Genomic DNA, 24,821 nt, shown 5'->3' on the forward strand with positions numbered 1-24,821 from the left:
GACGGCTTTATTGATCTCTGGACTAAATTGGCGTTCTCATCGGCCCAGCAGGCAGGCGGAGAGAGCGTAGTCGCTCCGGCGGGGACAGGATCGAAAGCTCGCGGCCTGTGTTGCCTTAAATAGCTGATAAATCTCTTGGCATCTGGCATGCCACGAACTAGAGTTCTTCCAGATTGTCAGGGAACGAGACGTTTCGATGGATCACGACGTACACGACCTACAAAAAGTCCGGGCGTTCGAACATCCGGGCGCGGGACGGAAGCGGGCCAAGGCGACACCGAAGGGCCGTCAGGTCGACCCCACCGCCGCCCACGAGATCGAACTCCTGCTCGGCGACCGGCCGCGGCGCCGCGATCTCCTGATCGAGCACCTGCACCTGATCCAGGACAAGTATCACCAGATCTCGGCGGCGCATCTCGCGGCGCTGGCCGACGAGATGATGCTGTCGTTTGCGGAGGTGTTCGAGACCGCGACGTTCTATGCGCATTTTGACGTGGTGAAGGAAGGCGCGCCCGACATCGCGCCGCTGACCATCCGCGTCTGCGATTCCCTGACCTGCGCGATGATGGGCGCGGAAAAGCTGCTGCATGAATTGCAGGACAGGGCCGGCCCCGGCATTCGCGTGGTGCGCGCGCCCTGCGTCGGCCGCTGCGATACTGCGCCCGCCGCCGAAGTCGGTCATCACTTCGTCGATCATGCCACGGTGGCGAACGTGCTCGCTGCCGCCAAGGCCGGCGACACCCATGCGCATCTGCCGAAATATACCGACTACGACGCCTATGTCGCCGATGGCGGCTACAAGCTTTTGAACCGTCTGCGCTCCGGCGCGATGACGAAGGAAGATCTGCTGAAATCGCTCGACGACGCCTCGCTGCGCGGGCTCGGCGGCGCGGGCTTTCCGACGGGGCGCAAATGGCGCGCGGTGCTCGGCGAGCCCGGCCCACGGCTGATGGCGATCAATGGCGACGAGGGCGAGCCCGGCACCTTCAAGGATCGCTTCTATCTCGAAACCGATCCGCATCGCTTCATCGAGGGCATGCTGATCGGCGCCCATGTTGTCGAGGCCACCGACGTCTACATTTATTTGCGCGACGAATACCCGGCCTCGCGCGAAATCCTCGAACGCGAGATTGCAAAACTGCCGCCTGGCGGTCCCGTGCTGCACATGCGCCGCGGGGCGGGCGCCTATATCTGCGGCGAGGAATCCTCGCTGCTCGAATCGATCGAGGGCAAGCGCGGCCTGCCCCGGCACAAGCCGCCTTATCCGTTCCAGGTCGGCCTGTTCGGCCTGCCGACGCTGATCAACAACATCGAGACGCTGTGGTGGGTGCGCGACATCGTCGAGAAGGGCGCCGACTGGTGGAAGAGCCACGGCCGCAACGACCGTCATGGCCTGCGCAGCTATTCGGTTTCAGGCCGCGTGAAGAATCCCGGCATGAAGCTGGCGCCCGCAGGCGTCACCGTGCGCGAACTGATCGATGAGTTCTGCGGCGGCATGGCAGATGGGCACACCTTCCACGCTTACCTTCCGGGCGGCGCGTCGGGCGGCATTTTGCCGGCCTCGATGGACAACATCCCGCTCGATTTCGGCACGCTGGAAAAATACGGCTGCTTCATCGGCTCCGCGGCCGTCGTCATCATGTCAGAGCAGGACAGCGTGAAGGGCGCGGCCCTGAACCTGATGAAATTCTTCGAGGATGAAAGCTGCGGCCAGTGCACACCGTGCCGGGTCGGCACCCAGAAGGCGGCGCTGTTGATGCAGCGTCCGGTCTGGGACCGCGAATTGCTCGATCAATTGAGCCAGGCGATGCGCGATGCCTCGATCTGCGGGCTTGGACAAGCCGCCTCGAATCCGCTGACGTCAGTGATCAAATATTTTCCGGAAGAATTCGTGCCGAGAGAGGCCGCGGAATGACCAAGATTCAATTCGAGCTCGACGGCAAACAAGTCGAGGCCAATGCGGGCGAGACTATCTGGCAAGTGGCAAAACGCCACCAGAAGGAAATCCCGCATCTCTGTTATTCGCCTGAGCCCGACTACCGGCCCGACGGCAACTGCCGCGCCTGCATGGTCGAGATCGAGGGCGAGCGCGTGCTGGCCGCGTCTTGCAAGCGCACCCCGAGCGTCGGCATGAAGGTGAAGACCGAGAGCGCGCGCGCGGTCGCCGCGCAGAAGATGGTGATGGAATTGCTGGTCGCCGACCAGCCCGCGCGCGAGACTTCGCACGATCCCGATTCGAAATTCTGGAACTGGGCCGAAAAGGTCGAGGTCACCGAGAGCCGCTTCCCGGCCGCCGAGCGCTGGTCGAGCGACACCAGCCACCCCGCAATGAGCGTCAATCTCGACGCCTGCATCCAGTGCGGCCTGTGCGTGCGCGCGTGCCGCGAAGTGCAGGTCAACGACGTCATTGGTATGGCCTATCGCAATGCCGGCGCCAAGATCGTGTTCGACTTTGACGATCCCATGGGCGAATCGACCTGCGTGGCTTGCGGCGAATGCGTGCAGGCGTGCCCGACCGGCGCGCTGATGCCGTCGGTGATGCTCGACGAGAAGCAGACCCGCGTCACTTATGCGGACAAGAAGGTGGACTCGCTGTGCCCGTTCTGCGGCGTCGGCTGCCAGGTCACCTATCAGGTCAAGGACGAGAAGGTCATCTATGCCGAAGGCCGCGACGGCCCGGCCAACCATAACCGCCTTTGCGTCAAGGGCCGCTTTGGCTTTGACTACATCCACCACCCGCATCGGTTGACCAAGCCGCTGGTGCGGCTGCCGAACGCGAAGAAGGACGCCAACGACCAGGTCGATCCGGCCAATCCGTTCACGCATTTCCGCGAGGCGTCGTGGGAAGAGGCGCTGGATATCGCGGCCAAGGGCCTCGTGAAAATTCGCGACGAGAAGGGCGTCAAGGCGCTCGCCGGCTTCGGCTCGGCGAAGGGATCGAACGAGGAAGCCTACCTGTTCCAGAAGCTGGTTCGTACTGGCTTCGGCTCGAACAATGTCGACCATTGCACCCGGCTGTGCCACGCCTCCTCGGTGGCGGCGCTGTTCGAAGGTCTGAGTTCGGGCGCGGTGTCGGCGCCGTTCGCAGCCGCAATGGACGCCGAGGTCATCATCGTGATCGGTGCCAACCCGACGGTGAACCATCCGGTCGCCGCGACCTACATCAAGAACGCGGCGAAGAAGGGCGCGAAACTCTTCGTGCTGGATCCGCGCAGGCAGGCGCTGTCGCGTCACGCGACGAAGCATTTGCAGTTCAAGCCGGGCTCCGACGTCGCCATGCTCAATGCGATGATCAACACGATCATCACCGAGGGCCTGACCGACGACCAGTACATTGCGGGTTACACCGAGGGATTCCAGGACCTCGAGGAGAAGATCAAGGAGTTCACGCCGGAGAAGATGGCGCCGATCTGCGGCATCGATGCCGAGACCCTGCGCGAGGTCGCCAGAACCTACGCCCGCGCGAAGTCCTCGATCATCTTCTGGGGCATGGGCATCAGCCAGCATGTCCACGGCACCGATAACGCGCGCTGCCTGATTGCGCTTGCCCTGATCACCGGCCAGGTCGGCCGTCCCGGCACTGGGTTGCATCCGCTCCGCGGTCAGAACAACGTGCAGGGCGCCTCCGACGCCGGCCTGATCCCGATGTTCCTGCCCGACTACCAGCCCGTCGGCCGCGACGACATGCGCGGCAACTTCGAGAAGCTGTGGGACCAGGACCTCGATCCCGTCCGCGGCCTCACCGTGGTCGAGATCATGAATGCGATCCACGCCGGCGAGATCACGGGCATGTATATCGAGGGCGAGAACCCCGCGATGTCCGACCCCGATCTCCAGCATGCGCGCCATGCGCTCGCCATGCTCGATCATCTCGTGGTGCAAGATCTCTTTGTCACCGAGACCGCGTTCCACGCCGACGTCATCCTGCCGGCCTCTGCGTTCGCGGAAAAGGACGGTTCGTTCACCAACACCGATCGCCGCGTGCAGCTCGCGCGCCAGGTGATCAAGCCGCCGGGTGACGCGCGGCAGGATCTCTGGATCATCCAGGAGATCGGCAAGCGCATGGGGCTGCCGTGGAATTATTCGGGTCCCGGCGACGTCTACACCGAGATGGCGCAGCTGATGCCCTCGCTCAAGAACATCAGCTGGGAACGGTTGGTGCGCGAAGGAGCCGTCACCTATCCGGCGGATGATCCGAGCAAACCCGGCAATGAGATCATCTTCACGACCGGCTTCCCGACCGCGAGCGGCCGCGGCAAGATCGTGCCCGCCAAAGTGATCCCGCCGGATGAGCTGCCCGACGCCGAGTATCCGATGGTGCTGTCCACGGGGCGCGTGCTCGAGCACTGGCACACCGGCTCGATGACGCGGCGTGCGCAGGTGCTCGATCAGATCGAGCCGGAGGCGGTGGCGTTCATGTCGCCGAAGGACATGCGGCGCTTAAGCGTCTGGCCCGGCGATTTCATCCGCCTGGAGACCCGCCGCGGCGCCGTCGAGGTCAAGGTGCGCTCCGACCGCGACGTGCCGGAGAACATGGTGTTCATGCCGTTCTGCTACGCGGAGGCGGCTGCGAACCTGCTCACCAACCCCGCGCTCGATCCGTTCGGAAAAATCCCCGAATTCAAGTTCTGCGCCGTGCGCGCGGAAAAGGTGGCGCTGCAGTCGGCGGCGGAGTAGGGCGGCGGTCCTTCGACGGAGCACAAAAGTCAAATCCGACCTGATCATGCACATGGCGGCAAGGGCCGTTGTCGAACCCGCACAAGTGACGGCGGGCTCACTGGTGGCTACGCGGCCGGAATAAACGCATATCCTTGCCCATCTTCGACAATTCTACCAATGCCTGGTCGATCTAGGTGAGCGCCGGCTAGCCACGTATGTGTATCCGCTGCGTTTTGGAGCAGCTTGATCCGGCTAGCCCTCGCTATGGACTCGTCATCGTCATGGGCCCAAGTAAGCTCGGGACGGGCAAACTGCGCAGCAGGAACGTGGATCAGGTCGCCGCAGAATAAGATCTCGTCCTCGTCAGTGCTGAGGAGATAACCCATATGGCCCGGAGCGTGCCCAGGTATTGCCACCGCCAGCAAATGATCGGCCAGCCGGTCTCCTCCGTTAATTGGGGCAAGGAGCGGACGAAACTCAGCTAGATTTGGCTCGGCAAGGAACCCCCCAACGGCGTCCTCCCCTATCACGATCTTGCTCAGGTTGTTAAATACCCGTCGACCGTCAGGCGTCAGAAGGCCATTGATGTGGTCGCCATGAGCATGAGTGAGGGCGACCGTCGTGATTGATGACGTGTAGATGCCTGCCTCCGCCATCGCCTCCCCGAGGTGACCCATGGAGGGCTCCCAACTCCCGCCCGCTCCACAATCAACCAAAACGCTGTCGATGCCAGAGCGATCGAATAGAAAGCAGTTGACCGACAATCGAACTAGAGAATTGTCCCGGTGAGGCGATTCAGTCTGCCTACATATTCTGTTGTTGGGATACCTGAGGGATTCGGCGGGCAGGTCGACATATCCATCAGAGAGTGACCAAATCCTCCATGACCCCGAAGCGCAGCCTAAGGTGTTGGCGCTTTGTGACAGAAATTCCACGGACAACCTGCCAAGTGTGTGATTCACTTTTTTAAAACGGCACCGAACCGCTAGGTTTTCGAAGTCATGACTTTCTGAGCGATCTTCCAGGTTCCGTTGACCTTTAAGCATGACAACAGGTCGGTGAAGTAACGAGGCGGAATCCGTAATTTCAACTTCACAAGCGCGAGCTCTCCCTCAACGTCTATTGACAGGATCTGATCCTGGCGCTCCAGGCCCTGTTCTTTCGGAGCCTTCAAATTGCGGACGGCTGCCAGCCAGGTCGCAATTGGCGTCACGCTCACGCTGCCGTCGTCGCCGACCCTGGTCACGGAACTCAGGGGATGAAATATGGACGCAAACTTGTCTGCATCCATTTCATAAGCACCGTCAAAATACGTCTGCGCTAGAGAGCGCAAGGCATGAGCATCGGCATCCATAAGCTTGTTATCCATAGGGTTGTTGTTTGGAACGGGAGGAGACTGCGCATAGCTGATCGTCCGGTCTCCAAGCATCAAACCAGGAGCGCTGACGAGCGTAGCTCCCAAAGTCACGCTGGCAGATCGACTCAAAAATGCCCGTCGATCCATTTTTGACATTCTTGCTCTCCCTAAAAGTGAGTTTCAGTTGCGCTCTTCAGAAGCCGGCAAAAACGTACGGAAAGTTGCCCCAAATCTTGTTGTGGCCAAATCTAGGACAACGTGGCTTATGAAACTAGCCATGTTGCATGGCATGGGCTTATGAGTGATATTCATAGATCATGAGAAACGAACTGAACGAACTTGCCACGTTTGCAGTCGTCGCCAGTGAACGAAGCTTTACGCGAGCTGCGGCAAAGATTGGTGTGTCTCAGTCGGCCCTGAGCCACACGATCCGGGGACTTGAGCAACGGCTCGGGTTGCAGCTTCTTGCTCGAACGACCAAGAGCGTCGCACCAACCGCCGCAGGGGCAGCTCTTTTAAAAGAATTGTCTCCGGCACTTGAGCAAATTGCTCGTGCTATCAACGAAGCCCGAAACGTTCGGCACCGAGCTGCAGGGCGCCTTCGAATTGTAATGTCCCGGTCGGCTGCTGTGATGGTATTGTTGCCACGGCTCACGGCATTCGCGGAAGCCTACCCTGACATCGTTCTTGATGTTGTTACTGTCACTGGCCCTGTAGACCTCGTTGCGGGCGAGTTCGACGCCGGTATTCAACTAGGCGAGTACATTCAAAAGGACATGATCGCGGTGCGGGTCACGCAAGAGCTGCGATTGGCGGTGATCGGATCGCCTGGCTATTTTTCATCACGAAACATTCCTCGGAAGCCCAAGGATTTAAATGACCATCGATGCATAGGCCTGCGTCTTCCAGGCGGTCCATATCGGTGGGAATTTGAGAAAGGACGAAAGGCGGTCACTGTTGGCGTGAATGGCCCGCTCATAATCGATGATACCCACCTGGTGATTCAGGCGGCACTCGCTGGCGCCGGCCTAGGACTCGCATTCGAAGAGCAGGTCGCAGAGCATGTTGCGAAGCGTCGCCTTATTCGCGTGCTCGAGGACTGGACGCCGCCAATTCCCGGATTCTTCATGTATTACCCCAGTCGTAAGCATCAGCCGGCTGCTCTGTCTGCACTATCGAACGCGCTGCGAGTCTCTTAACAACCAGCGTGTCTGGGTGGCCAGCACGTCACGAACTGCCTGCTCATCACTTCGCCGGAAGAACAAAGGTCTGGCCGGGATAAATCAGGTTGGGATTGCGGATCTGTTCCCGGTTCGCCTTGTAAATCACGGAATAGCGCGTGCCGGCGCCGTATGAGAGCTGGCTGAGACGCCAGAGGCTGTCGCCGCGGGAGACCGTGGTGGTCGTGATCTTCGGCACGACCACGGTCGAGGATGGCGAGCCGCCGTCAGGCAAGACGATACCGCCCGCGGCCGCAAGCTGCGGCTGTTGTGGAGTGCCCGAGTCCGCGCGCTTGGACTGCCTCGACACGGATGCGGTCACCGCGGTGTCGGGAACGTTGAACGGCACCTCGGCGCGTGCACGCACCGAGCCGGAGCTCGATGCCTCGTCCAGCCTGACTCGGTAGCTGCCCGGCGCGACCCCTTCATTGATCGTGACCGCAAAACGTCCATCCGCGCCGGCCGTCACCGAGGTAACGAAGCTGTCGTTGAGATAAAGCCGCAAGCCTGCGCCCGGGCGCGCCTGGCCGCTCACATGGAATTTGCCGCCCGGCTCGATCTCGACGGCCTCCACAACCACGGCGCCGGCCGCCGGCTTTGACCCAGCCGGCTGCGACAGTACGACAGTGGGCTTGTCCGGCGTCATCAGTGCCACCATCGGCCGGTCGGTCGATTTCGGCTCCAGCGCCGTTGTCACGCGCTGTCTGGATGTCATCTGTTTGCCATCGGTCTGTGTGGCGCGCAGCGTCAGGTCGTAAGTGCCTGAAGGAAGCTGAGGCGGGACGATGACGAATTGCCCGGATTGGTCTGCAACCGCGCGATCATGCACCTCGCCGTTACGCAGCAGCTCCACCGTTGCGCCTGGCGCCGCCCGACCCGCGATGACCGCGTCGCCTGAGGGCTCGATACGGGCAATGTCGAACGTCGGCACGCCGTCGCTGTTCTCCGGCGATGGTGGCGGTCCGATCAGCGCGTCCACGACGGCGTTAGCTTCCGCTTTCGCCGCTGCGAGTGGGGCCGGACTCTGTTTTAGCCCGTCAGACGAGGGTCCTGAGATCGCCGGCGCATTTGTTGCGGCGGTGGTATCAGCCGGCGCGTCGCGGCGAACGTAGAAGATGGCGGCGGCAGCCGCCACGCCACAGGCCGCAACAAGAGCAATGATGGGGATGATTGTTCGGCTCGCCGATATGGCAGTCATGGTACTCGTCCGTCTGCCGGATCGTTGGCTCGGCGGTACTCTATACCGTATCGGACGGGGAGGGTACCGGGAAAATGCGGGCCTTCGGCTCGCTACCCTACAACCAGCCGGCGCGGCGAAAGCGCCAGAACAATCCCGCGCACACGAGCAGGATCGTGCCGATCACGCCGAAATAGCCGTATTCCCACTCCAGTTCCGGCATATGCTTGAAGTTCATGCCGTAGATGCCGGCGATCGCGGTCGGGACCGCGATGATGGCGAGCCATGACGCGAGCTTCTTGGATACCGCAGTTTCCTGCGCCTGGCCGACCAGCAGGCTCGCCTCGAAGGCAAACGCCAGCACCTCGCGAAGCGAGTCGATCCGCTCCTGCACGGTACGGACATGATCAGTGACGTCTCGGAAGAGCGGCCGCATCGCCGGCCGCACCATCGGCAAATTGTCGTGCTCGAGCCGGCGGCAGACCTCGACCAGCGGGCCGACCGCATTGCGCAGGCGCAACAGGTCGCGACGCAGCATATACAGCCGCTCGATCTGCGCCCGCGTCATCGCGCTTGCGAGTACCTGTTCCTCCATCGCTTCGACTTCTTCCTGGATGGTCTCGATCACAGGTGAGTAATTGTCGACGATGAAATCTAGGATGGCATAGAGAATGTAGTCCTCGCCGCGGGCGAGCGCGCGTGGGCAACTCTCGCAGCGCTCGCGAACCGCCTTGTAGGACGTCGAGGCTCCGTGGCGCACTGAGACGATGTATCCCTCGCCGACGAACAGATGCGTCTCGCCGAATGCGATGCTGTTGCCATCGAGCTGCGCGGTCCGCGCCACGATGAACAGCGCGTCGCCATACTGCTCGATCTTCGGCCGCTGATGCGCATGGTCGGCATCCTCGATCGCGAGGTCATGCAACTCGAACTGCTGCTGCACGCGGCGCAGTACGGCGATATCGGGTTCGTGGAGTCCGATCCAGACCACGTGGTCGGGCTTGCTGCGCCAACCCGAGGCTTCATCGATGGCGATGTTGGCGATACGCCGACCTTCGACGTAGACGCCGGCCGCGACCACGCCATCGGAGGTGACCGGCTCGGTTTTTACAATGCCTGGCGATGCGACGTTCATGGCTTCCACCCTCGACTGGTTGCTGCCGAAACTTGCTTCGCGGCGTTATTTTCCAAGAGGCTAGCACCACGAAATCCGCCGTCAATGCGATCGGGGCAAGGATATTCCCGCAAACCATTTCGACGATTGGTGAACCCTGCGGATCTTTATGCCGTACCTATGTAAAAGGGCCGCCGCGCCTCTCGAAATCCTATGTGCGTCGCCGCATGTTCGATTATCCGGCGCGCGGTTCGCGCCACATCGGGAGCATGGAACATGACTCTTCTCTATTCGTATCATGACCGGTGGCATGGTCCGGCTGGTGGCTTCTCCATTGGCCGCACGTTCCGCCGCGTACGGACCGCACTGAGAACAATCCACCGCGCGATCGCCGTCGCAAAGATCCGCCGGCTGCGCAACGAATTGCGGCTGCACGCCGCGAACCGCGCGAACTGGGCACGCTCGCACCAACCCGACGCAGACGCGCATGGCGACCGGTTTCCGCGCCAGCCGCTGCACTTCAGCGAAAAATGGGATTTTTGACATGCGACAAGTTTCATCCGTATCGACCGCGCTGTTGCGCGCACTGGCCCGCTTGCTGACATGGTTCGGCAACGAACCGATCAGAGCCTATCGCCCGGAAGCCTATTATATGCGCGGTCCTGGACCGGCGTGGCGGGCAAAGCACGGCGAGGGCTGACCAGGATCTCATCGGAAAGATCGGCGATAGCGGCCTCGACCAACGACTTTGCCGTTCCGTCCAACGGCACGAGCGGCAGGCGCGTATCGGGCCGGATCAGGCCGAGCAGCGCCAGGCACATTTCAGAGCCGCTGGATGATCAGCGGCCAGCAATTCGGCGATTGGTTGTAGTTGGTCGGCCAAGTGTAGCGCGGATTGTAGCTGACCCTGACTGAGATATGTATGGAGCGCTCGGCACAATACCGGCACGATGTTGGCTAGCGCCGAAACGCAGCCATCGCCGCCGGCGGTCATATAAGCCGACGCAGTGGCGTCATCGCCGGTCAGTAGACGAAAGTGCGGCGGCAGCCGAGGTCGCAGGCGGGCAGGGCGCGCGATATTGCCGGTGCCGTCCAGCAACCCGATAAACTGCACTGACTCGGCCAGCCTCGACAGCGTCGTGTCGGTCAATTCGCGGACGGTCCGTGCTGGGATGTCGTGCAGGATCATCGGCAGCGCGGTGGACGCGGCGATGGCGCGGAAATGCGCGGCCACGCCCTCCTGCATCGGCTTGTTGTAGTAGGGCACGACCGACAGCACGGCATCGGCGCCGGCACGCTCGGCCCGCATCGTCAATTCGATCGCGCGATCGGTTGAGTTTGATCCAGCGCCCGCAATGACGCGTGTGCGGCCTTGTGCAACCTCGACGGCGCAACGATTGCGGCCGTCGACCTTCGCATACCACTGCCGGGGATTATGGGTCTCTGCGTTCGCAGGGACGACAGCGCGGTCTTTATAGGATTCCTATATCGTCGCCATCCCGCCCGTCTCGAAAACCTATGCGCCAGGTGGCACGTCACCACCATCCAATATGCCGGTCACCCGTTCGGCCGGCGGTTACGTCGCATAGGAACATCCCATGATGGACATTGTCATGCTGGCGCTCGGGCTCGGCTTCTTCGTGGCAGGCATCGGTTACGCCTACGCCTGCGAACGGTTTTAGAGGAGCGCGCCATGATCTTTGATTTCTCGCTTGCCGGCCTCGTCTCGCTCGGCCTGTTGTTCTACCTGACCTACGCGCTGCTGCGGCCAGAACGGTTCTGAGTTCGTCATGACAACGCTCGCCGCCATCATGCTGGCATTCGTTGCGACCACGGCGTTGCTCGTCGTTCTCATCAACCTGTTGTTGACTGCACGGAAATCCTGAGGCTTTGCTATGACACTCATCGGCTGGATTCAGATCATTCTCTACTGCGCCGTCGTCGTCGCGCTGGTAAAGCCGCTCGGCTGGTACATGACGCGCGTCTTCAACGGCGAGTCCACCTTTCTGTCTCCGGTGCTGCGCCCGGTCGAACGCGGGCTGTACTGGATCGGCGGCGTCGATGAGAGGCGCGAGCAGCATTGGCTGACCTATACGGTGGCGATGCTGCTGTTCCATGTCGGCGGCTTCCTCATCATCTACGGCCTGATGCGGCTACAGGCGCTGTTGCCGCTCAATCCGGCGGAGCAATCCGCCGTCGCCCCGGATCTGTCCTTCAACACGGCGATCTCCTTCATCACCAACACCAACTGGCAGAACTACGGCGGCGAGAGCACGGTATCGTACCTGGTGCAGATGCTGGGGCTGACGCATCAGAACTTCCTGTCGGCGGCGACCGGCATCGCGCTGGCGGTGGCGCTGATCCGCGGCTTTTCCCGCTCCTCGATGCGCACCATCGGCAATTTCTGGGTCGATGTAACCCGCTGCGCCCTCTATGTGCTGCTGCCGATCTGCATCGTCTACACGCTGTTCCTGGTCTGGCAGGGCATGCCGCAAACGCTCGGCGCCTATGTCGAGGCGACGACACTGGAGGGTGCCAAGCAGACGATTGCGGTCGGTCCCGTCGCATCGCAGGTCGCGATCAAAATGCTCGGCACCAATGGCGGCGGCTTCTTCAACGCCAATGCCGCGCATCCCTTCGAGAACCCGACTGCACTTTCGAACTTCGTGCAGATGATCTCGATCTTCGCGCTCGGCGCCGCGCTCACCAACGTGTTCGGCCGCATGGTCGGCAACGAACGCCAGGGCTGGGCGATCCTCGCTGTAATGGGCGTGCTGTTCCTCGCTGGCGTTGCGGTCACTTATTGGGCCGAAGCTAACGGTACCTCGACGCTTGCCTCGCTCGGCCTGACCGGCGGCAACATGGAAGGCAAGGAGGTTCGCTTCGGCATTGTCGCTTCATCGCTCTTCGCGGTCATTACGACGGCGGCCTCGTGCGGTGCGGTCAATGCGATGCATGACAGCTTTACGGCGCTCGGCGGCATGATCCCGCTGATCAACATGCAGCTCGGCGAAATCATCGTCGGTGGCGTCGGTGCTGGTCTTTACGGCATGCTGCTGTTCGTGGTGCTGGCGATCTTCGTTGCCGGCCTGATGGTCGGTCGCACGCCGGAATATGTCGGCAAGAAGATCGAGGCGCGCGAGGTCAAGATGGCGATGCTTGCCATCCTGGTGCTGCCGCTGATGTATCTCGGCTGGACCGCGGTCGCGGTGGTGTTGCCTTCGGCGGTGGCGTCGATGGCCAATGCCGGGCCGCATGGTTTTACCGAGGTGCTCTACGCCTTCACCTCGGCGACCGGCAATAACGGATCGGCCTTTGGCGGCCTGACCGGCAACACCTTCTTTTACAATCTGACGCTCGCCAGCTCGATGTTCGTCGGTCGCTTCTTCATGATCGTTCCGGCGATGGCGTTGGCGGGCTCGCTCGCTTCCAAGAAATCGATTCCGCCTTCGGCCGGCACGCTGCCGACCACCGGCGGCCTGTTTGTCGGCCTCGTTGTCGGCGTAATCCTGATCATCGGCGGTCTCACCTTCTTCCCGGCGCTGGCACTCGGGCCGATCGTCGAGCACCTCGCGATGAACGCCAATACTCTGTTCTGATCGAACGTCTTTCGGAGTTACGTCCATGGAAACCATGAAACTACAGAAGAAGGCGACCGCTTCGGCGATGCTCGATCCGAAGATCGTCATGCCCGCAATTCGCGCGGCCTTTGCAAAACTCGATCCGCGGCTGATGATCAAGAATCCCGTGATGTTCGTGGTCGAGATCGTGGCTGCGCTTACCACCGTCATCTTCCTGCGCAATCTGGTAACAGGCGGCGAGGGCCTCGCTTTCACCTTCCAGATCATCCTGTGGCTGTGGTTCACGGTGCTGTTCGCCAATTTCGCCGAAGCCGTTGCCGAAGGCCGTGGCAAGGCCCAGGCGGAATCGCTGAAGAAGACCCGTACCGAGAGCAAGGCCAAGCTACTGGAAGGCCCCGGCAGGTCTTATCGGCTGGTGTCCGGCACCAGCCTGAAGGTGGGCGATATCGTCCTGGTCGAAGCCGGCGACAACATTCCCTCCGACGGCGAGGTGATCGAGGGTGTGGCGTCCGTGAACGAGGCCGCGATAACGGGCGAATCCGCGCCCGTGATCCGCGAATCCGGCGGCGACCGTTCGGCGGTGACCGGCGGCACGCAGGTGCTGTCCGACTGGATCCGCGTCCGCATCACGGCAGCCCAGGGCTCGACCTTCATCGATCGCATGATCAAGCTGGTGGAAGGCGCCGAGCGGCAGAAGACCCCGAACGAGATCGCGCTCAACATCCTGCTCGCGGGCCTGACCATCATCTTCGTGTTCGCGACGGTAACGATCCCGAGCTATGCGGCCTATGCCGGCGGCTCGATCTCGGTCGTGGTGCTGGTGGCGCTGTTCGTGACGCTGATCCCGACCACGATCGGGGCGCTCTTGTCCGCCATCGGCATCGCCGGCATGGACCGGCTGGTGCGCTTCAACGTCCTCGCGATGTCCGGCCGCGCGGTGGAAGCCGCGGGCGACGTCGATACGCTGCTGCTCGACAAGACCGGCACCATCACGCTCGGCAACCGACAGGCGACGGCGTTTCGTCCCGTTCGCGGCGTCACCGAGCAGGAACTGGCGGATGCAGCGCAGCTTGCCTCGCTGGCCGACGAAACGCCCGAAGGCCGTTCCATCGTGGTTCTGGCGAAAGAGAAATACGGCATCCGCGGCCGCGACATGAACGAGCTCGCCGCGACCTTCATTCCCTTCACCGCGCAGACGCGCATGAGCGGCATCGATGCCGGCTCGTCCTCCGTCCGCAAGGGCGCGGTGGATGCGATCCTCAATTATGTCGATGGCGGCGGCGTTCGGGCGGTCGCCTCCGGCAAGGCGGTTCGTGCGCTGCAGACGGGCGCCATGTCCGAAGTAGGACGCGAAATCCAGGCCATTGCCGACGAAATTTCCAAGGCCGGCGGTACGCCGCTTGCGGTTGCCAAGGATGGCCGGCTGCTCGGCGTCATCCACCTCAAGGACATCGTCAAGGGCGGCATCCGCGAGCGCTTTGCGGAATTGCGGCGCATGGGCATCCGCACCGTGATGATCACGGGCGACAACCCGATGACGGCAGCCGCCATCGCGGCCGAAGCCGGCGTCGACGATTTCCTGGCGCAGGCTACGCCCGAGGACAAGCTGAAGCTGATCCGCGACGAGCAGGCCAAGGGCAAGCTGGTGGCGATGTGCGGCGACGGCACCAACGATGCGCCGGCGCTGGCGCAAGCCGATGTCGGCGTTGCCATGAACACGGGCACGCAGGCCGCGCGCGAGGCCGGCAACATGGTCGACCTCGATTCCAATCCGACAAAGCTGATCGAAGTGGTCGAGATCGGCAAGCAACTCCTGATGACGCGCGGCGCGCTCACCACGTTCTCGATCGCCAACGACGTCGCAAAATATTTCGCGATCATTCCCGCGATGTTCCTGGCGTTCTACCCGCAGCTCGAGGTGCTCAATGTCATGCATCTCGCCAGCCCGCAGAGCGCGATCTTGTCGGCGATCATCTTCAACGCGCTTGTTATCATCGCGCTGATCCCGTTGGCGCTGAAAGGCGTTGCCTATCGCGCGGTCGGGGCAGGCGCGCTGCTGCGCCGTAACCTGCTGATCTACGGCTTAGGCGGCATCATCGTTCCCTTCATCGGCATCAAGGCTATCGACCTCGCGGTTGCCGCCTTGGGCCTGGCCTAACCCTAACCGTCATTGCGAGGAGCGAAGCGACGAAGCAATCCACTCTTCCTTTGCCGCACCATGGATTGCTTCGCTTCGCTCGCAATGACGAAAGAAACAGGAGACACAAAATGCTAAGAAAAATCCGCCCCGCCATTCTCATCCTGCTGCTGCTCACCGCGATCACGGGCCTTGCCTATCCGCTCGCCATGACCGCCATCGCCGGCGCGATCTTCCCAAAGCAGGCGCAAGGCAGCCTGATCGAGAAGGACGGCAAGGTGATCGGCTCGGCGCTCATCGGGCAGGAGTTTAAGCAAGACAAATATTTCCATGGTCGCCCGTCCGCGACTTCGGCTCCGGACCCGGCTGATACCACCAAGACAGTCTCCGCCCCCTATAACGCCGCCAATTCCGGCGGCTCGAATCTCGGTCCGACCAGCAAGGCGCTGGCTGACCGGATCAAGGAAGACGTCGCGAAGCTCCGGGGCGAAAACCCGTCCGTGCCTGTGCCGGTCGATCTCGTCACGACGTCCGGCAGCGGGCTCGATCCCGATATTTCGCCCGAGGGTGCGCAATTCCAGGTCCCGCGGGTCGCCAAGGCGCGCAACCTGCCGGAAGCACGCGTCCGTGAACTGGTCGCGGAGCACACCCAGAGCCGCATGGCAGGATTGCTTGGCGAACCCCGCGTTAACGTATTGGCGTTGAATCTTGCTTTGGACCAGACCTCAAAATGAGACCGGCTAGGCCCATTGCGGCGTGAGGGCTATATAGCTGTATGGTCCAAACCCGCCGCGACCCCGAACAACGTCCTTCGCCGGAGGCCTTGCTGGAGGCCGCCCGGCGCGAGGACAGCCGCGCCGGCCGGCTCAAGATTTTCGTCGGCGCTGCGCCCGGCGTCGGCAAGACCTATGAGATGCTGCAGAGCGCCCATGCCAAGAAAAAGGCGGGCGCGGATGTCGTCGTCGGCATCGTCGAAACCCACGGGCGGGCGGAAACCGAGGCGCTGCTGAAAGGCCTCGACGTGCTACCGCGCAGGCGGCTTGCCTACAGGGAGCAGACGCTCGAGGAGATGGACCTCGATGCGCTGATCGCGCGGCGGCCGCAGATCGCCCTCGTCGATGAGCTCGCCCACACCAATGCCCAGGGCAGCCGCCATCCCAAGCGTTATCTCGACGTCGAGGAATTGCTGTCGCGCGGCATCGACGTCTATACCGCCGTCAACATCCAGCACATCGAAAGCCTCAACGACGTGGTGGCGCAGATCACGCATGTGCGGGTGCGCGAGACGGTGCCGGACAGGGTGTTCGACCGCGCCGACGCCATCGAACTGATCGACCTCACGCCTGACGATCTGATCCAGCGCCTGAAGGAGGGCAAGGTCTACGTCCCCAAGCAGGCCGAGCGCGCGCTGGAGCATTATTTCTCGCCCGGCAACCTGACCGCGCTGCGTGAACTGGCGCTGCGCCGCACCGCCGAGCGCGTCGACGAGCAGTTGCTCACCCATATGCAGGCCAACGCTATCGACGGACCGTGGGCCGCGGGCGAACGCATTCTGGTCTGCGTCAGCGAAGACCCGCGCGCCGCCGGCCTCGTGCGCTATACCAAGCGGTTGGCGGACCGGCTGCACGCGCCGTGGACGGCGATCAGCATCGAGACGCGGCGCAGCCTGCAACTGACCGACGAGCAGCGTGACCGGCTCGCCGACACCATGCGGCTCGCCGAAGCGCTCGGCGGCGAGGCGTTGACCATTCCCGGCGTCGGCCGCCGCATCGCCGACGACGTCATCCAATTCGCCCATGCCAACAATGTCACCCAGATCATCATCGGCAAGTCGACCCGCTCATGGTGGTTCGAACTGACGCGTGGCTCTGTCGTGCACGATCTGGTGCGGCGTTCCGGCAACATCAGCGTCCACGTCATCGCCGGCGACGAGCAGGGCGTGGCGAAAGCGGCCGTGCAGACCGCGGCACGGCAGGAGCCGTTCAACGCGCAGCCCTATCTGATGGCGCTGCTGTTCGTCGCGATCGGTCTTGCCGCCGCCACACTGATCCAGCCGATGTTCGGCGGCATCGAGAACGTCGATCTCGTGTTCCTCACCGCCGTCGTCGGCGTCGCTGCGCGCTTCGGCCTGTGGCCGTCGCTGCTGGCCAGCGTCGCGGCCTCGCTATGCTATAATTTCTTCTTCCTGCCGCCGGTTTATACTTTCACCATCACCGACCCGACCAATGTCGCGGCGTTCTTCTTCTTCATGCTGATCGCGATTCTGGTTTCCAACGTCGCCGCGCGAGTGCGCTCGCAGGCCGATACGGCGATCGGCCGGGTGCGCACTACCGAATCGCTTTACGCCTTCAGTCGCAAGCTGGCTGGCACCGCGACGCTGGACGACGTGCTGTGGGCGACCGCCTATCAGATCGCATTGATGCTGAAGGTGAGGGTGGTGCTGCTGCTGACCGAGGACGGTGTGCTGACCGTGAAGTCCGGCTATCCTCCGGAGGACCAACTCGACCAGGCCGACCTCGCTGCCGCCAACTGGGCCTGGAGCAATGACCGTCCGGCGGGCCGTGGTTCCGACACGCTGCCGGGCGCGAAGCGGCTGTTCCTGCCGATGCGAACGGGCCGCGGCGCGATCGGCGTCATCGGCATCGACGACGACCGCACCGGACCATTGCTGACACCGGACCAGCGCCGCCTGCTGGATGCGCTGGTCGATCAGGGCGCGCTCGCGATCGAGCGCGTGCTGCTGGTCGAGGACATGGACCGGGTCAAGCGCACGGTGGAGTCCGACCGGCTGCGCGGTGCGCTGTTGACCTCGATCTCGCATGATCTGAAGACGCCGCTGGCATCCGTGCTTGGCGCCGCCTCCACCCTGCGCGATCTCGGCTCCAGCCTTGATGACGCGCAGAAGAACGAACTGCTTGCTACCATGATCGACGAATCCGAGCGGCTCAACCGCTTCATCGCCAATCTGCTCGACATGACCAAGCTAGAATCCGGCGCCATCGTGCCGAACACCGCGCGGCATGACGTCAGTGAGATCGTCGGCAGTGCGCTGCGCCGCGCTGGGAAGATTCTTGTGCATCACAAGGTGTCGCTGGAGCTTAGCCCCAATCTGCCGATGCTGGAGCTCGACGCCGTGCTGTTCGAACAGGTGCTGTTCAACCTGCTGGACAACGCCGCCAAATATGCGCCGTTAGGCACCACAATCTCGGTCAGGGGAATGCGCGATCAGGGCGTAGTCTCGCTGCAGATCCTCGACGAGGGCAGCGGCATCCCGCCTGCGGAACTCGAAAGCGTGTTCGACAAATTCTACCGCGCCGAGAAGGGCGATCATGTCCGTCCCGGCACCGGCCTTGGGCTTGCGATCTCGCGCGGCTTCGTCGAGGCGATGCACGGCACGATCTCGGCTGCCAACCGCAGCGACCGCAGCGGGGCGGTGATATCAATCCGGCTGCCGGTACCTGCCACCGGCGTAGCGTTTACAAACGAAGTGGACGCCGGTTCGCGTGAAGAAAACGCGTCAGAACATAAAGAAGGAGGCTCTGTTCTGACACAATCAGAACAGAGGCTCTGACGCACTGGATACCGCCGCATGAATGCTCCCGCGATCAAGGTTCTGGTCATCGACGACGAGCCGCCGATCCGCAAGCTGCTGCGGATGGGGCTGAGCACGCAAGGTTATGACATCCTCGAAGCCTCCAACGGCAAGCTGGCGCTGGAGAAGCTCGCCGAGAACCCGGCGCTGATCATCCTCGATCTGGGCCTGCCCGATATCCAGGGCCACGAATTGCTGCGCATGATCCGCGGCCGCAACGAAAGCGTTCCGATCGTGGTGCTGTCGAGCCGCGGCGACGAAGCCGGCAAGGTGCAGGCGCTCGATCTCGGCGCCGACGATTACCTGACCAAGCCGTTCGGGATGGACGAATTGCTGGCGCGGATGCGTGCGGCGCTGCGGCATCAATTGCAGGTGCAGGGCGAGCGGCCGGTATTTCGCGCCGGCGATCTCTCGGTCGATCTGGTCCGCCGCATCGTCAAGGTCGGCGAGCGCGAGGTAAAACTCTCGCCGAAGGAGTACGAATTACTGCGCGTCCTGGTGCAGCATGCCGGCAAGGTGCTGACCCATCGTTTCCTGTTGAAGGAGCTGTGGGACGAACTGACGGACGCGCAATATCTGCGCGTCTATGTGCGCCAGCTTCGCCAGAAGATCGAGGCCGATCCGGAGCGCCCGCAATTCGTGCTGACTGAAACCGGCATCGGCTACCGGTTGCGCGCGCCGGATTGATCAGATCGCAGCACTCATTTGCGGCGAGATTGATCGCGCAAGCGCACATAGGCGGGTCGGGCCAGGCAGGCGTCCAGCCATCGTGTCAGCTCCGGGTAAGCCGACAAGTCCATTCTTGCCATTTTTCCCCACATCAGGATGCCCGCGACGTTAAGGTCGGCGACTGTAAAGCTGTTCCCCGCCAAATAGCCGCGTGCGGCCAGGGCGTCGTTCAGCACACCCAGGGGCTTCTTCAGCAGCAATTCGTTCCGCGCTGTCACGGAGGGGTCGCGCGCAAACTCCGCCAGCAATGCGCGGTGCTCCAGAAAATTGAGCAGCAGGTGTTCAATCTCCAACACCGCCCAGAAGCTCCACTGCGCGGCGAGGCCCAGCACTTCCGGGCCGGCGCAATGCATCGGGCCGTCATACTTTTGCGCGAGGTAGAGATTGATCGCCATCGATTCCCACAGCACCAGATCGCCATCGACCAGAGTCGGAATTCGTGCATTTGGATTCAATCGCAGATACTCTGCGGTCTGCAGATCGTCTGCACGCGTAGTTTTTTCCACTAGCTGATACGGCTTCCCGACTTCCTCGAGCATCCATAGACACCGCATCGCGCGCGATCTCGGATTTCCATAAAGCTGCAGCATCGTTGGGCTCCCGTAATGCGGGTCTTAGTCTGGCGGCAGGCAAATCTACCGGCTTTCCATCGCTTCCGATAGCTGGCCACAACCGTCCGCGCGTTGGTCTGCCACGGGGCAGCTTGCCGCATGCGATGTAACGACAACGTGGTATGCTTTCATCTGGGGATCTGACCCGGGCCTCGCACGCCCACGTGAATCAGAGCAGGAGGACGTACGGCCATGGCTGAGAGTGTCATGTATCACGAAGGTAACAGGCAATTGCAGGATCGGTTCGACAGCCGCCGGATTTCGGACCGGCTGGAAGAGAAACTGATGCGCACGGAATTCACCGCTGACGACAAGCAGTATATCGAAAGCCTGCCGTATTTCTTTCTGGCAACGGCGGACGCCGAAGGCCGGCCCGATTGCTCGTTCAAGGGCGGAGCGCCGGGATTTGTGCGCATCACCGGGCCTTCCGAGCTCGCATTCCCCGATTATGACGGCAACGGCATGTTCAAGAGCCTCGGCAACATTGTCGCCAATGCCAATGTCGGTCTGCTGTTTATTGCCATGCACGACAAGCCGAAACGTTTGCGGATCAACGGCAGCGCCAGGGTGAGCGACAACGATCCGCTGCTGGCGGAAACCCTCGGCGCGCAGCTTATCGTTCGCGTGACCGCGCGCGCGATCTTTCCGAATTGTCCGCGCTATATTCCGACGATGGGTGCGATCGAGCCATCGATCTATGTGCCCCAGGCCGGCCAGGACGCACCGGAGCCGGCGTGGAAGGGATTTGCGGATTTCAAGGACTGTATCCACCCGCGGCAGCCGACATTCAAGGGGTGAGCGGTTGCCGGCGTTCGCGAAAGCGCTTCGGTGCGGATGTGGGAGCTAGAACCACGGCTCCTCATAAACCGGCTTGCCGTCGATCAAGAGCCGCTTGATGGCGGCGCGACCGGAAGGGAGGACGGCCGCGACGACCAACAGCTTGCGCTGGTTGCGGAGATCTTCGAGCTTCCGGCCTTCACCCTCGGGAACGAAATAGCTTTCGAGGTTGTAGCTGATCGTGAGCTTTTCGCAGAAGACAAGCGGGCGCCCGCCTGACTTCGAGCCGCAGCTAGCGCCATGGGTGACGCGGCCGCGGATTAACACCTCGGGGCTCGTAACCGCGACAGGGTCGGTATGGACCGAGACGGGCTCATGGACGCCGTCGCGATTGGGCGTGAGCTTGACATACACCAGCGGATTGCGTTCGCCGGAGGGCTGGTTCTGAAGCGGGCCCGCCGGCAGTTCCGTAATGTCGTAGCCCAGGACGACGTAGTCGCCGCGCAGAAAATCCCTGGGGTCGACGGGACGGGTCTGCAAGGTCACTTCCGTGCCGTCGCGCAGGACCTGCATCCGATCGACGATCATCACGCCCAGCAGCGCGATCTGAACCAGCGCGGCGACGCCGAATAACACGAATTTTGGAATGCGCGACCAGAGAGCAGCGAGGGATGTAACGGAGCCTGTGATCATTCGCGGGCCCTCGGCACAAAGCGATTGAGGACCAGGGCAAGGGCAACAGCGACGATGCCGGCCGCGGCGAGGAATATCGAACGATTCAACAGCGATCCCTTCACCGCCCATGTGATGGCCGCGATAACGCCCGCGATGCCGAGCCAGCCGGCGACGATCCGCGGACGGGTGGTGTCCAGCATACCGGAAACAACAAGGCAGAGCATGGCGCACAGCAGAGCGGCATAGGCCAGCCATGGTTCGCTCGATTGCTGAGGCGTCCATGCGGCCGCGGCAGCAAGGACAAGCCCGATCGCGCCTGCGGCGAAGGCCGTGCCGATCCGGCGTGCCGTCGCGGCGGTGGCAACGGCGAAGATCACGCCGGTGACGCCACATGAGACGATCCAAAGCGGCTGGTTTGCCAACCCCGTGTGGCTGCGGAAAACCTCGTTGGCCATCACCGCTTCCAGGATCGCGACGCCCGCCAGCGCAAGAGCGCCGTAGGTCGACAGGACGGATCCTGCGCGAGCCGGGCGCTCCCAGGTTGAAGCGGCAAGCGCTAGTCCGCCGCCGAACAGCAATGCTGCGCCATTGGCGAGCATGAACGACGGCCGGATATGAAGATGAGGCTCAAACGAAGCAGCAAGCCACCACGGAAGTGCCGCGACGGCTACGAGATGCGCCGCCACGCGCGAGTTCCAGGCCAGAGCGAGGCCGCCCGCGATAAGCCAGAACGCCGCGAATGCGAAATGCGGAACATCGGTTTCGATGGTGCGCATCCAGCTCCAAATGATTGCGGCAGCGAGCGCCACCGCCAGTGCGCCGCGCGAGCCGGTTAGCGCCGCCGCCGCGAGCGCACCCATTGCCCACAGCAGCATGCCGCCCGCAAAGTCGCCGCCCAGGTGATACATCTGGCCGACCAACGCGATCGCAGCACCGAAGATGATCGCGCCCACGGCAGCGCAAAGATCTGATAGCACTGGCTGGGCGGCGCGCGCGAACCAGGCGCCGAGGCCATAGGCGGCGAGAACGCCGGCAAACAGCATTGCCAAACGCAACAGCCGCGCGAGTTCAATCCAATGAGCCGCGACGAATGCCAGGAATGCCGCGGCAATCAAAAGACCGCCGACGATGGCCACCACCACCGCGATGTTGACGCCGGAGGCAAGCGGTGGAAGCGTGACCCGGATGGCGGTGCCAACCGCCGGCGTGATCACGCCATCGGCTTCCCATCGCGCAAGATCAGCTTCTAGGCGCTGCCGATAGGCCCGGTCAAACATCATGGCGGCCGATCAGTTCGCACGCCGTGTGATGGCGTCAAAACAGGTGATGCTTGGGTGCGGTGACGCAAGCATCAAGATCGACTTCAGGCACGGCATTGATGGCCCCCAATGGCCACACCAAGCTATCATCTTTGCGGTTGCATTGGAATGGCCACCTCGCCCTTTAGATCGCCGTCATCTCGCCCTTGGTGCAGGCTTCCCGCAACTTGAACTTCTGGATCTTGCCCGATCCGGTTAGCGGGAAGGCGTCGACGACGTACCAGTGTTTCGGCGTCTTGTGCGGGGCGAGCGCGGCGCGCATGTAGTCGATCATCTCATCCTTGTCGATGACGGCCCCCGGCGCCGGGCGGATGAAGGCTGCGACTTCTTCACCCCATTTCTCGTGGGGCAGGCCGATCACGGCGACTTCACCGACCTTGGGGTGCTTGAACAGTAGCTCTTCCAGCTCGCGCGGATAGATGTTTTCGCCGCCGCGGATGATCATGTCCTTGAGACGGCCTTCCACCGTGCAATAGCCCCGCGCGTCCATCGCGCAGAGATCGCCGGTATGCAGCCAGCCGTCGGCGTCGATCGCGGCCGATGTCGCGTCGGGCATTTCGAAGTAACCGATCATCACGTGATAGCCGCGGGTGCAGAACTCGCCGATCGTGCCGATCGGCACCGTCTCGCCGGTGTTGGGGTCGATGATCTTGGTTTCCATATTGGGCAGCGGCAGGCCGATCGTGTTGGCCTTGTCCTCGACGCTATCGGTGGTGCGGGTTTGCGCCGCGACCGGGGAGCATTCGGTCTGGCCGAACACGATCGTAAACGGCGCGCCGAGTTTCTCTTCCAATAGACGCACCAGCGAGGCCGGCACCGTGGAGCCGCCGGAGCAGATCGCCTTGACTGCCGAAAGATCGGTCGCCGCGAATGTCGGATGCTCCAGCATCGCCACCAGCATGGTGGGCACGCCGAGCATTGCATTGCCGCGGTAGGTCCCGAGCATTTCCAGTACGAGGCCGGGCTCGAAGGCTTCGACCAGCACCGTGGTCGCCGCTTTCGATACCGCGCCGATCACGCAACAGACGCAGCCGCCGGTGTGAAACAGCGGCATCGTGGTGACGAAGACGTCGCCGGCATCGACACCCATCCGGTCGGCGGTGTCGGCGCCGTTGTTGAGCAGTCCGCGATGACGGAGCAAGGCGCCTTTCGGGAAACCCGTCGTGCCCGAGGTGTACTGGATCATGACGGGATCGCCGGGAGTAACGTCCGGCAGCTTGATGTTGTCGTCGTCGCCTGCCGCGATGAAAGCGTTCCAGTCATCGAAGCAGATGATCTCGCGCAGTTCAGGGCAGTTCGCTGCCACCGCCTGCACTGTCTCCAGCATTGGATTGCCGCGAAAACCGTTGACGACGAACACGCCGGCCGAGCGTGATTGCTTCAGCACATATTCGACTTCCCTGGCGCGGAAGGCCGGGTTGACGGTGACGAGCACCATGCCGGCGAGCCCCGCGCCGAATTCCAGCATCATCCATTCCGGAATATTCTGCGCCCAGACCGCGATGCGCTCACCCTGCTTGAAACGCGACAGCAGCGCGCGGGCGGTCCGCTGCGCCTCCCAATAGAACTCCGCATAGGTCCATTGCCGCCGCAGCGCCGGGTCGGGCACGCCCGCAATCAGGGCCAGACGATCGGGCGCCGCCTCGGCCGCCTTGCGCAGGAGATCGCCGAACGTCATCTCGCGTACTGCAGGCGTGGCCGGTCCTGCGACGTGCGACTTCGTCAATGCCATCAAATCCTCCCCGGTCCGGCGCCGTTGTTGCCGGTGGCGTCAGTTCCCAGGGAGAAAATGCCTTTTGGTGCTGGGTAATGCAAGCGGGATAGGAAGTAGCCGAACAGATGGAAGCGTCAGGAAGGAGGCTAAGGCAGTAAG

The 24,821-nt window shown here is 62.6% G+C and carries 20 protein-coding genes and 1 pseudogene; 12 read left to right on the top strand and 9 right to left on the bottom strand.

What is annotated here, in order from left to right; all coding sequences use genetic code 11:
- Positions 1-196: 196 nt before the first annotated feature.
- Both AC0QUY_RS04775 and fdhF read left to right on the top strand, forming a co-directional pair.
- Entirely contained in the window at positions 197-1,915 is a 1,719-nt protein-coding gene (locus AC0QUY_RS04775; RefSeq protein WP_475385977.1) for an NADH-ubiquinone oxidoreductase-F iron-sulfur binding region domain-containing protein, read from the top strand.
- The gene (fdhF, locus tag AC0QUY_RS04780; RefSeq protein WP_475385978.1) at positions 1,912-4,677 is read left to right on the top strand and encodes a formate dehydrogenase subunit alpha; all 2,766 of its coding nucleotides are present in this window, start codon (positions 1,912-1,914) and stop codon (positions 4,675-4,677) included. The genes AC0QUY_RS04775 and fdhF overlap by 4 nt, the downstream gene beginning before the upstream one ends.
- Positions 4,678-4,784: 107 nt before the next feature.
- Here the strand turns inward: fdhF and AC0QUY_RS04785 are convergent, their stop codons facing one another.
- Complete coding sequence (locus AC0QUY_RS04785) at positions 4,785-5,705, bottom strand: MBL fold metallo-hydrolase (RefSeq protein ID WP_475385979.1); 921 nt, start codon at positions 5,703-5,705, stop codon at positions 4,785-4,787.
- Positions 5,645-6,172 (bottom strand): nuclear transport factor 2 family protein, encoded by a 528-nt coding sequence (locus AC0QUY_RS04790; protein WP_475385980.1) that lies wholly within the window; start codon positions 6,170-6,172, stop codon positions 5,645-5,647. Before AC0QUY_RS04790 ends, AC0QUY_RS04785 begins: the two co-directional genes overlap by 61 nt.
- A gap of 161 nt (positions 6,173-6,333) precedes the next feature.
- Between AC0QUY_RS04790 and AC0QUY_RS04795 the strand changes: the two genes are divergently transcribed.
- The gene (locus tag AC0QUY_RS04795) at positions 6,334-7,215 is read left to right on the top strand and encodes a LysR family transcriptional regulator (protein WP_475385981.1); all 882 of its coding nucleotides are present in this window, start codon (positions 6,334-6,336) and stop codon (positions 7,213-7,215) included.
- 46 nt (positions 7,216-7,261) lie between these two features.
- On the opposite strand, the gene AC0QUY_RS04800 is transcribed toward AC0QUY_RS04795, so the two are convergent.
- Both AC0QUY_RS04800 and AC0QUY_RS04805 read right to left on the bottom strand, forming a co-directional pair.
- Positions 7,262-8,434 (bottom strand): LysM peptidoglycan-binding domain-containing protein, encoded by a 1,173-nt coding sequence (locus AC0QUY_RS04800; protein ID WP_475385982.1) that lies wholly within the window; start codon positions 8,432-8,434, stop codon positions 7,262-7,264.
- A 97-nt stretch (positions 8,435-8,531) separates the two neighbouring features.
- Positions 8,532-9,548: a magnesium and cobalt transport protein CorA gene (locus AC0QUY_RS04805; protein WP_475385983.1), complete on the bottom strand. Its 1,017-nt coding sequence runs from the start codon at positions 9,546-9,548 to the stop codon at positions 8,532-8,534.
- Between the two features lie 192 nt (positions 9,549-9,740).
- Between AC0QUY_RS04805 and AC0QUY_RS04810 the strand changes: the two genes are divergently transcribed.
- Together AC0QUY_RS04810 and AC0QUY_RS04815 are read left to right on the top strand one after the other, a co-directional pair.
- Positions 9,741-10,070 carry a hypothetical protein gene (locus AC0QUY_RS04810; protein ID WP_475385984.1) on the top strand — a complete coding sequence of 110 codons (330 nt, stop codon included), beginning with the start codon at positions 9,741-9,743 and terminating at the stop codon, positions 10,068-10,070.
- A 1-nt stretch (position 10,071) separates the two neighbouring features.
- Complete coding sequence (locus AC0QUY_RS04815) at positions 10,072-10,227, top strand: hypothetical protein (RefSeq protein WP_475385985.1); 156 nt, start codon at positions 10,072-10,074, stop codon at positions 10,225-10,227.
- A 96-nt stretch (positions 10,228-10,323) separates the two neighbouring features.
- Here the strand turns inward: AC0QUY_RS04815 and AC0QUY_RS04820 are convergent, their stop codons facing one another.
- The gene (locus AC0QUY_RS04820) at positions 10,324-10,884 is read right to left on the bottom strand and encodes a dihydrodipicolinate synthase family protein (protein ID WP_475386047.1); all 561 of its coding nucleotides are present in this window, start codon (positions 10,882-10,884) and stop codon (positions 10,324-10,326) included.
- Between the two features lie 336 nt (positions 10,885-11,220).
- On the opposite strand from AC0QUY_RS04820, the gene AC0QUY_RS04825 reads away from it, so the two are divergent.
- The 6 genes and pseudogenes from AC0QUY_RS04825 (at position 11,221) to AC0QUY_RS04850 (ending at position 19,524) form a co-directional block, all read left to right on the top strand.
- Complete coding sequence (locus AC0QUY_RS04825) at positions 11,221-11,310, top strand: K(+)-transporting ATPase subunit F (protein WP_161852249.1); 90 nt, start codon at positions 11,221-11,223, stop codon at positions 11,308-11,310.
- A 112-nt stretch (positions 11,311-11,422) separates the two neighbouring features.
- Positions 11,423-13,126 (top strand): potassium-transporting ATPase subunit KdpA, encoded by a 1,704-nt coding sequence (kdpA, locus tag AC0QUY_RS04830; RefSeq protein WP_475385986.1) that lies wholly within the window; start codon positions 11,423-11,425, stop codon positions 13,124-13,126.
- 25 nt (positions 13,127-13,151) lie between these two features.
- Positions 13,152-15,266 (top strand): potassium-transporting ATPase subunit KdpB, encoded by a 2,115-nt coding sequence (gene kdpB, locus AC0QUY_RS04835; RefSeq protein ID WP_475385987.1) that lies wholly within the window; start codon positions 13,152-13,154, stop codon positions 15,264-15,266.
- Positions 15,267-15,376: 110 nt separating this feature from the next.
- Positions 15,377-15,979: a K(+)-transporting ATPase subunit C gene (locus AC0QUY_RS04840; protein WP_475385988.1), complete on the top strand. Its 603-nt coding sequence runs from the start codon at positions 15,377-15,379 to the stop codon at positions 15,977-15,979.
- A gap of 41 nt (positions 15,980-16,020) precedes the next feature.
- Positions 16,021-18,747, top strand: a pseudogene (locus AC0QUY_RS04845) (DUF4118 domain-containing protein); the annotation flags it as partial.
- Positions 18,748-18,834: 87 nt separating this feature from the next.
- The gene (locus tag AC0QUY_RS04850; protein WP_057856708.1) at positions 18,835-19,524 is read left to right on the top strand and encodes a response regulator transcription factor; all 690 of its coding nucleotides are present in this window, start codon (positions 18,835-18,837) and stop codon (positions 19,522-19,524) included.
- A gap of 14 nt (positions 19,525-19,538) precedes the next feature.
- Here AC0QUY_RS04850 and AC0QUY_RS04855 read toward each other — a convergent pair whose 3' ends face one another.
- A complete protein-coding gene (locus AC0QUY_RS04855; protein WP_475385989.1) occupies positions 19,539-20,156 on the bottom strand; it encodes a glutathione S-transferase family protein in 618 nt (205 codons plus the stop codon).
- A 213-nt stretch (positions 20,157-20,369) separates the two neighbouring features.
- Between AC0QUY_RS04855 and AC0QUY_RS04860 the strand changes: the two genes are divergently transcribed.
- Positions 20,370-20,975: a pyridoxamine 5'-phosphate oxidase family protein gene (locus AC0QUY_RS04860; protein WP_475385990.1), complete on the top strand. Its 606-nt coding sequence runs from the start codon at positions 20,370-20,372 to the stop codon at positions 20,973-20,975.
- A 45-nt stretch (positions 20,976-21,020) separates the two neighbouring features.
- On the opposite strand, the gene AC0QUY_RS04865 is transcribed toward AC0QUY_RS04860, so the two are convergent.
- From AC0QUY_RS04865 to AC0QUY_RS04875, 3 genes are all read right to left on the bottom strand, one after another.
- Positions 21,021-21,647 carry a GDYXXLXY domain-containing protein gene (locus AC0QUY_RS04865; protein ID WP_475385991.1) on the bottom strand — a complete coding sequence of 209 codons (627 nt, stop codon included), beginning with the start codon at positions 21,645-21,647 and terminating at the stop codon, positions 21,021-21,023.
- Positions 21,644-22,909, bottom strand: coding sequence for a DUF2157 domain-containing protein (locus AC0QUY_RS04870; protein ID WP_475385992.1), 1,266 nt, complete (start codon positions 22,907-22,909; stop codon positions 21,644-21,646). Before AC0QUY_RS04870 ends, AC0QUY_RS04865 begins: the two co-directional genes overlap by 4 nt.
- Positions 22,910-23,072: 163 nt before the next feature.
- Positions 23,073-24,680 (bottom strand): AMP-binding protein, encoded by a 1,608-nt coding sequence (locus AC0QUY_RS04875; protein ID WP_475385993.1) that lies wholly within the window; start codon positions 24,678-24,680, stop codon positions 23,073-23,075.
- Positions 24,681-24,821: the final 141 nt, after the last annotated feature.

This window comes from Bradyrhizobium sp. WYCCWR15520 (assembly GCF_056174665.1).

Coding starts and splice junctions, on each gene's coding strand:
- AC0QUY_RS04775 (WP_475385977.1), top strand. CDS start 197: ATGGATCACGACGTACACGACCTACAAAAAGTCCGGGCGTTCGAACAT.
- fdhF (WP_475385978.1), top strand. CDS start 1,912: ATGACCAAGATTCAATTCGAGCTCGACGGCAAACAAGTCGAGGCCAAT.
- AC0QUY_RS04785 (WP_475385979.1), bottom strand. CDS start 5,705: ATGCTTAAAGGTCAACGGAACCTGGAAGATCGCTCAGAAAGTCATGAC.
- AC0QUY_RS04790 (WP_475385980.1), bottom strand. CDS start 6,172: ATGTCAAAAATGGATCGACGGGCATTTTTGAGTCGATCTGCCAGCGTG.
- AC0QUY_RS04795 (WP_475385981.1), top strand. CDS start 6,334: ATGAGAAACGAACTGAACGAACTTGCCACGTTTGCAGTCGTCGCCAGT.
- AC0QUY_RS04800 (WP_475385982.1), bottom strand. CDS start 8,434: ATGACTGCCATATCGGCGAGCCGAACAATCATCCCCATCATTGCTCTT.
- AC0QUY_RS04805 (WP_475385983.1), bottom strand. CDS start 9,548: ATGAACGTCGCATCGCCAGGCATTGTAAAAACCGAGCCGGTCACCTCC.
- AC0QUY_RS04810 (WP_475385984.1), top strand. CDS start 9,741: ATGTGCGTCGCCGCATGTTCGATTATCCGGCGCGCGGTTCGCGCCACA.
- AC0QUY_RS04815 (WP_475385985.1), top strand. CDS start 10,072: ATGCGACAAGTTTCATCCGTATCGACCGCGCTGTTGCGCGCACTGGCC.
- AC0QUY_RS04825 (WP_161852249.1), top strand. CDS start 11,221: ATGATCTTTGATTTCTCGCTTGCCGGCCTCGTCTCGCTCGGCCTGTTG.
- kdpA (WP_475385986.1), top strand. CDS start 11,423: ATGACACTCATCGGCTGGATTCAGATCATTCTCTACTGCGCCGTCGTC.
- kdpB (WP_475385987.1), top strand. CDS start 13,152: ATGGAAACCATGAAACTACAGAAGAAGGCGACCGCTTCGGCGATGCTC.
- AC0QUY_RS04840 (WP_475385988.1), top strand. CDS start 15,377: ATGCTAAGAAAAATCCGCCCCGCCATTCTCATCCTGCTGCTGCTCACC.
- AC0QUY_RS04850 (WP_057856708.1), top strand. CDS start 18,835: ATGAATGCTCCCGCGATCAAGGTTCTGGTCATCGACGACGAGCCGCCG.
- AC0QUY_RS04855 (WP_475385989.1), bottom strand. CDS start 20,156: ATGCTGCAGCTTTATGGAAATCCGAGATCGCGCGCGATGCGGTGTCTA.
- AC0QUY_RS04860 (WP_475385990.1), top strand. CDS start 20,370: ATGGCTGAGAGTGTCATGTATCACGAAGGTAACAGGCAATTGCAGGAT.
- AC0QUY_RS04865 (WP_475385991.1), bottom strand. CDS start 21,647: ATGATCACAGGCTCCGTTACATCCCTCGCTGCTCTCTGGTCGCGCATT.
- AC0QUY_RS04870 (WP_475385992.1), bottom strand. CDS start 22,909: ATGATGTTTGACCGGGCCTATCGGCAGCGCCTAGAAGCTGATCTTGCG.
- AC0QUY_RS04875 (WP_475385993.1), bottom strand. CDS start 24,680: ATGGCATTGACGAAGTCGCACGTCGCAGGACCGGCCACGCCTGCAGTA.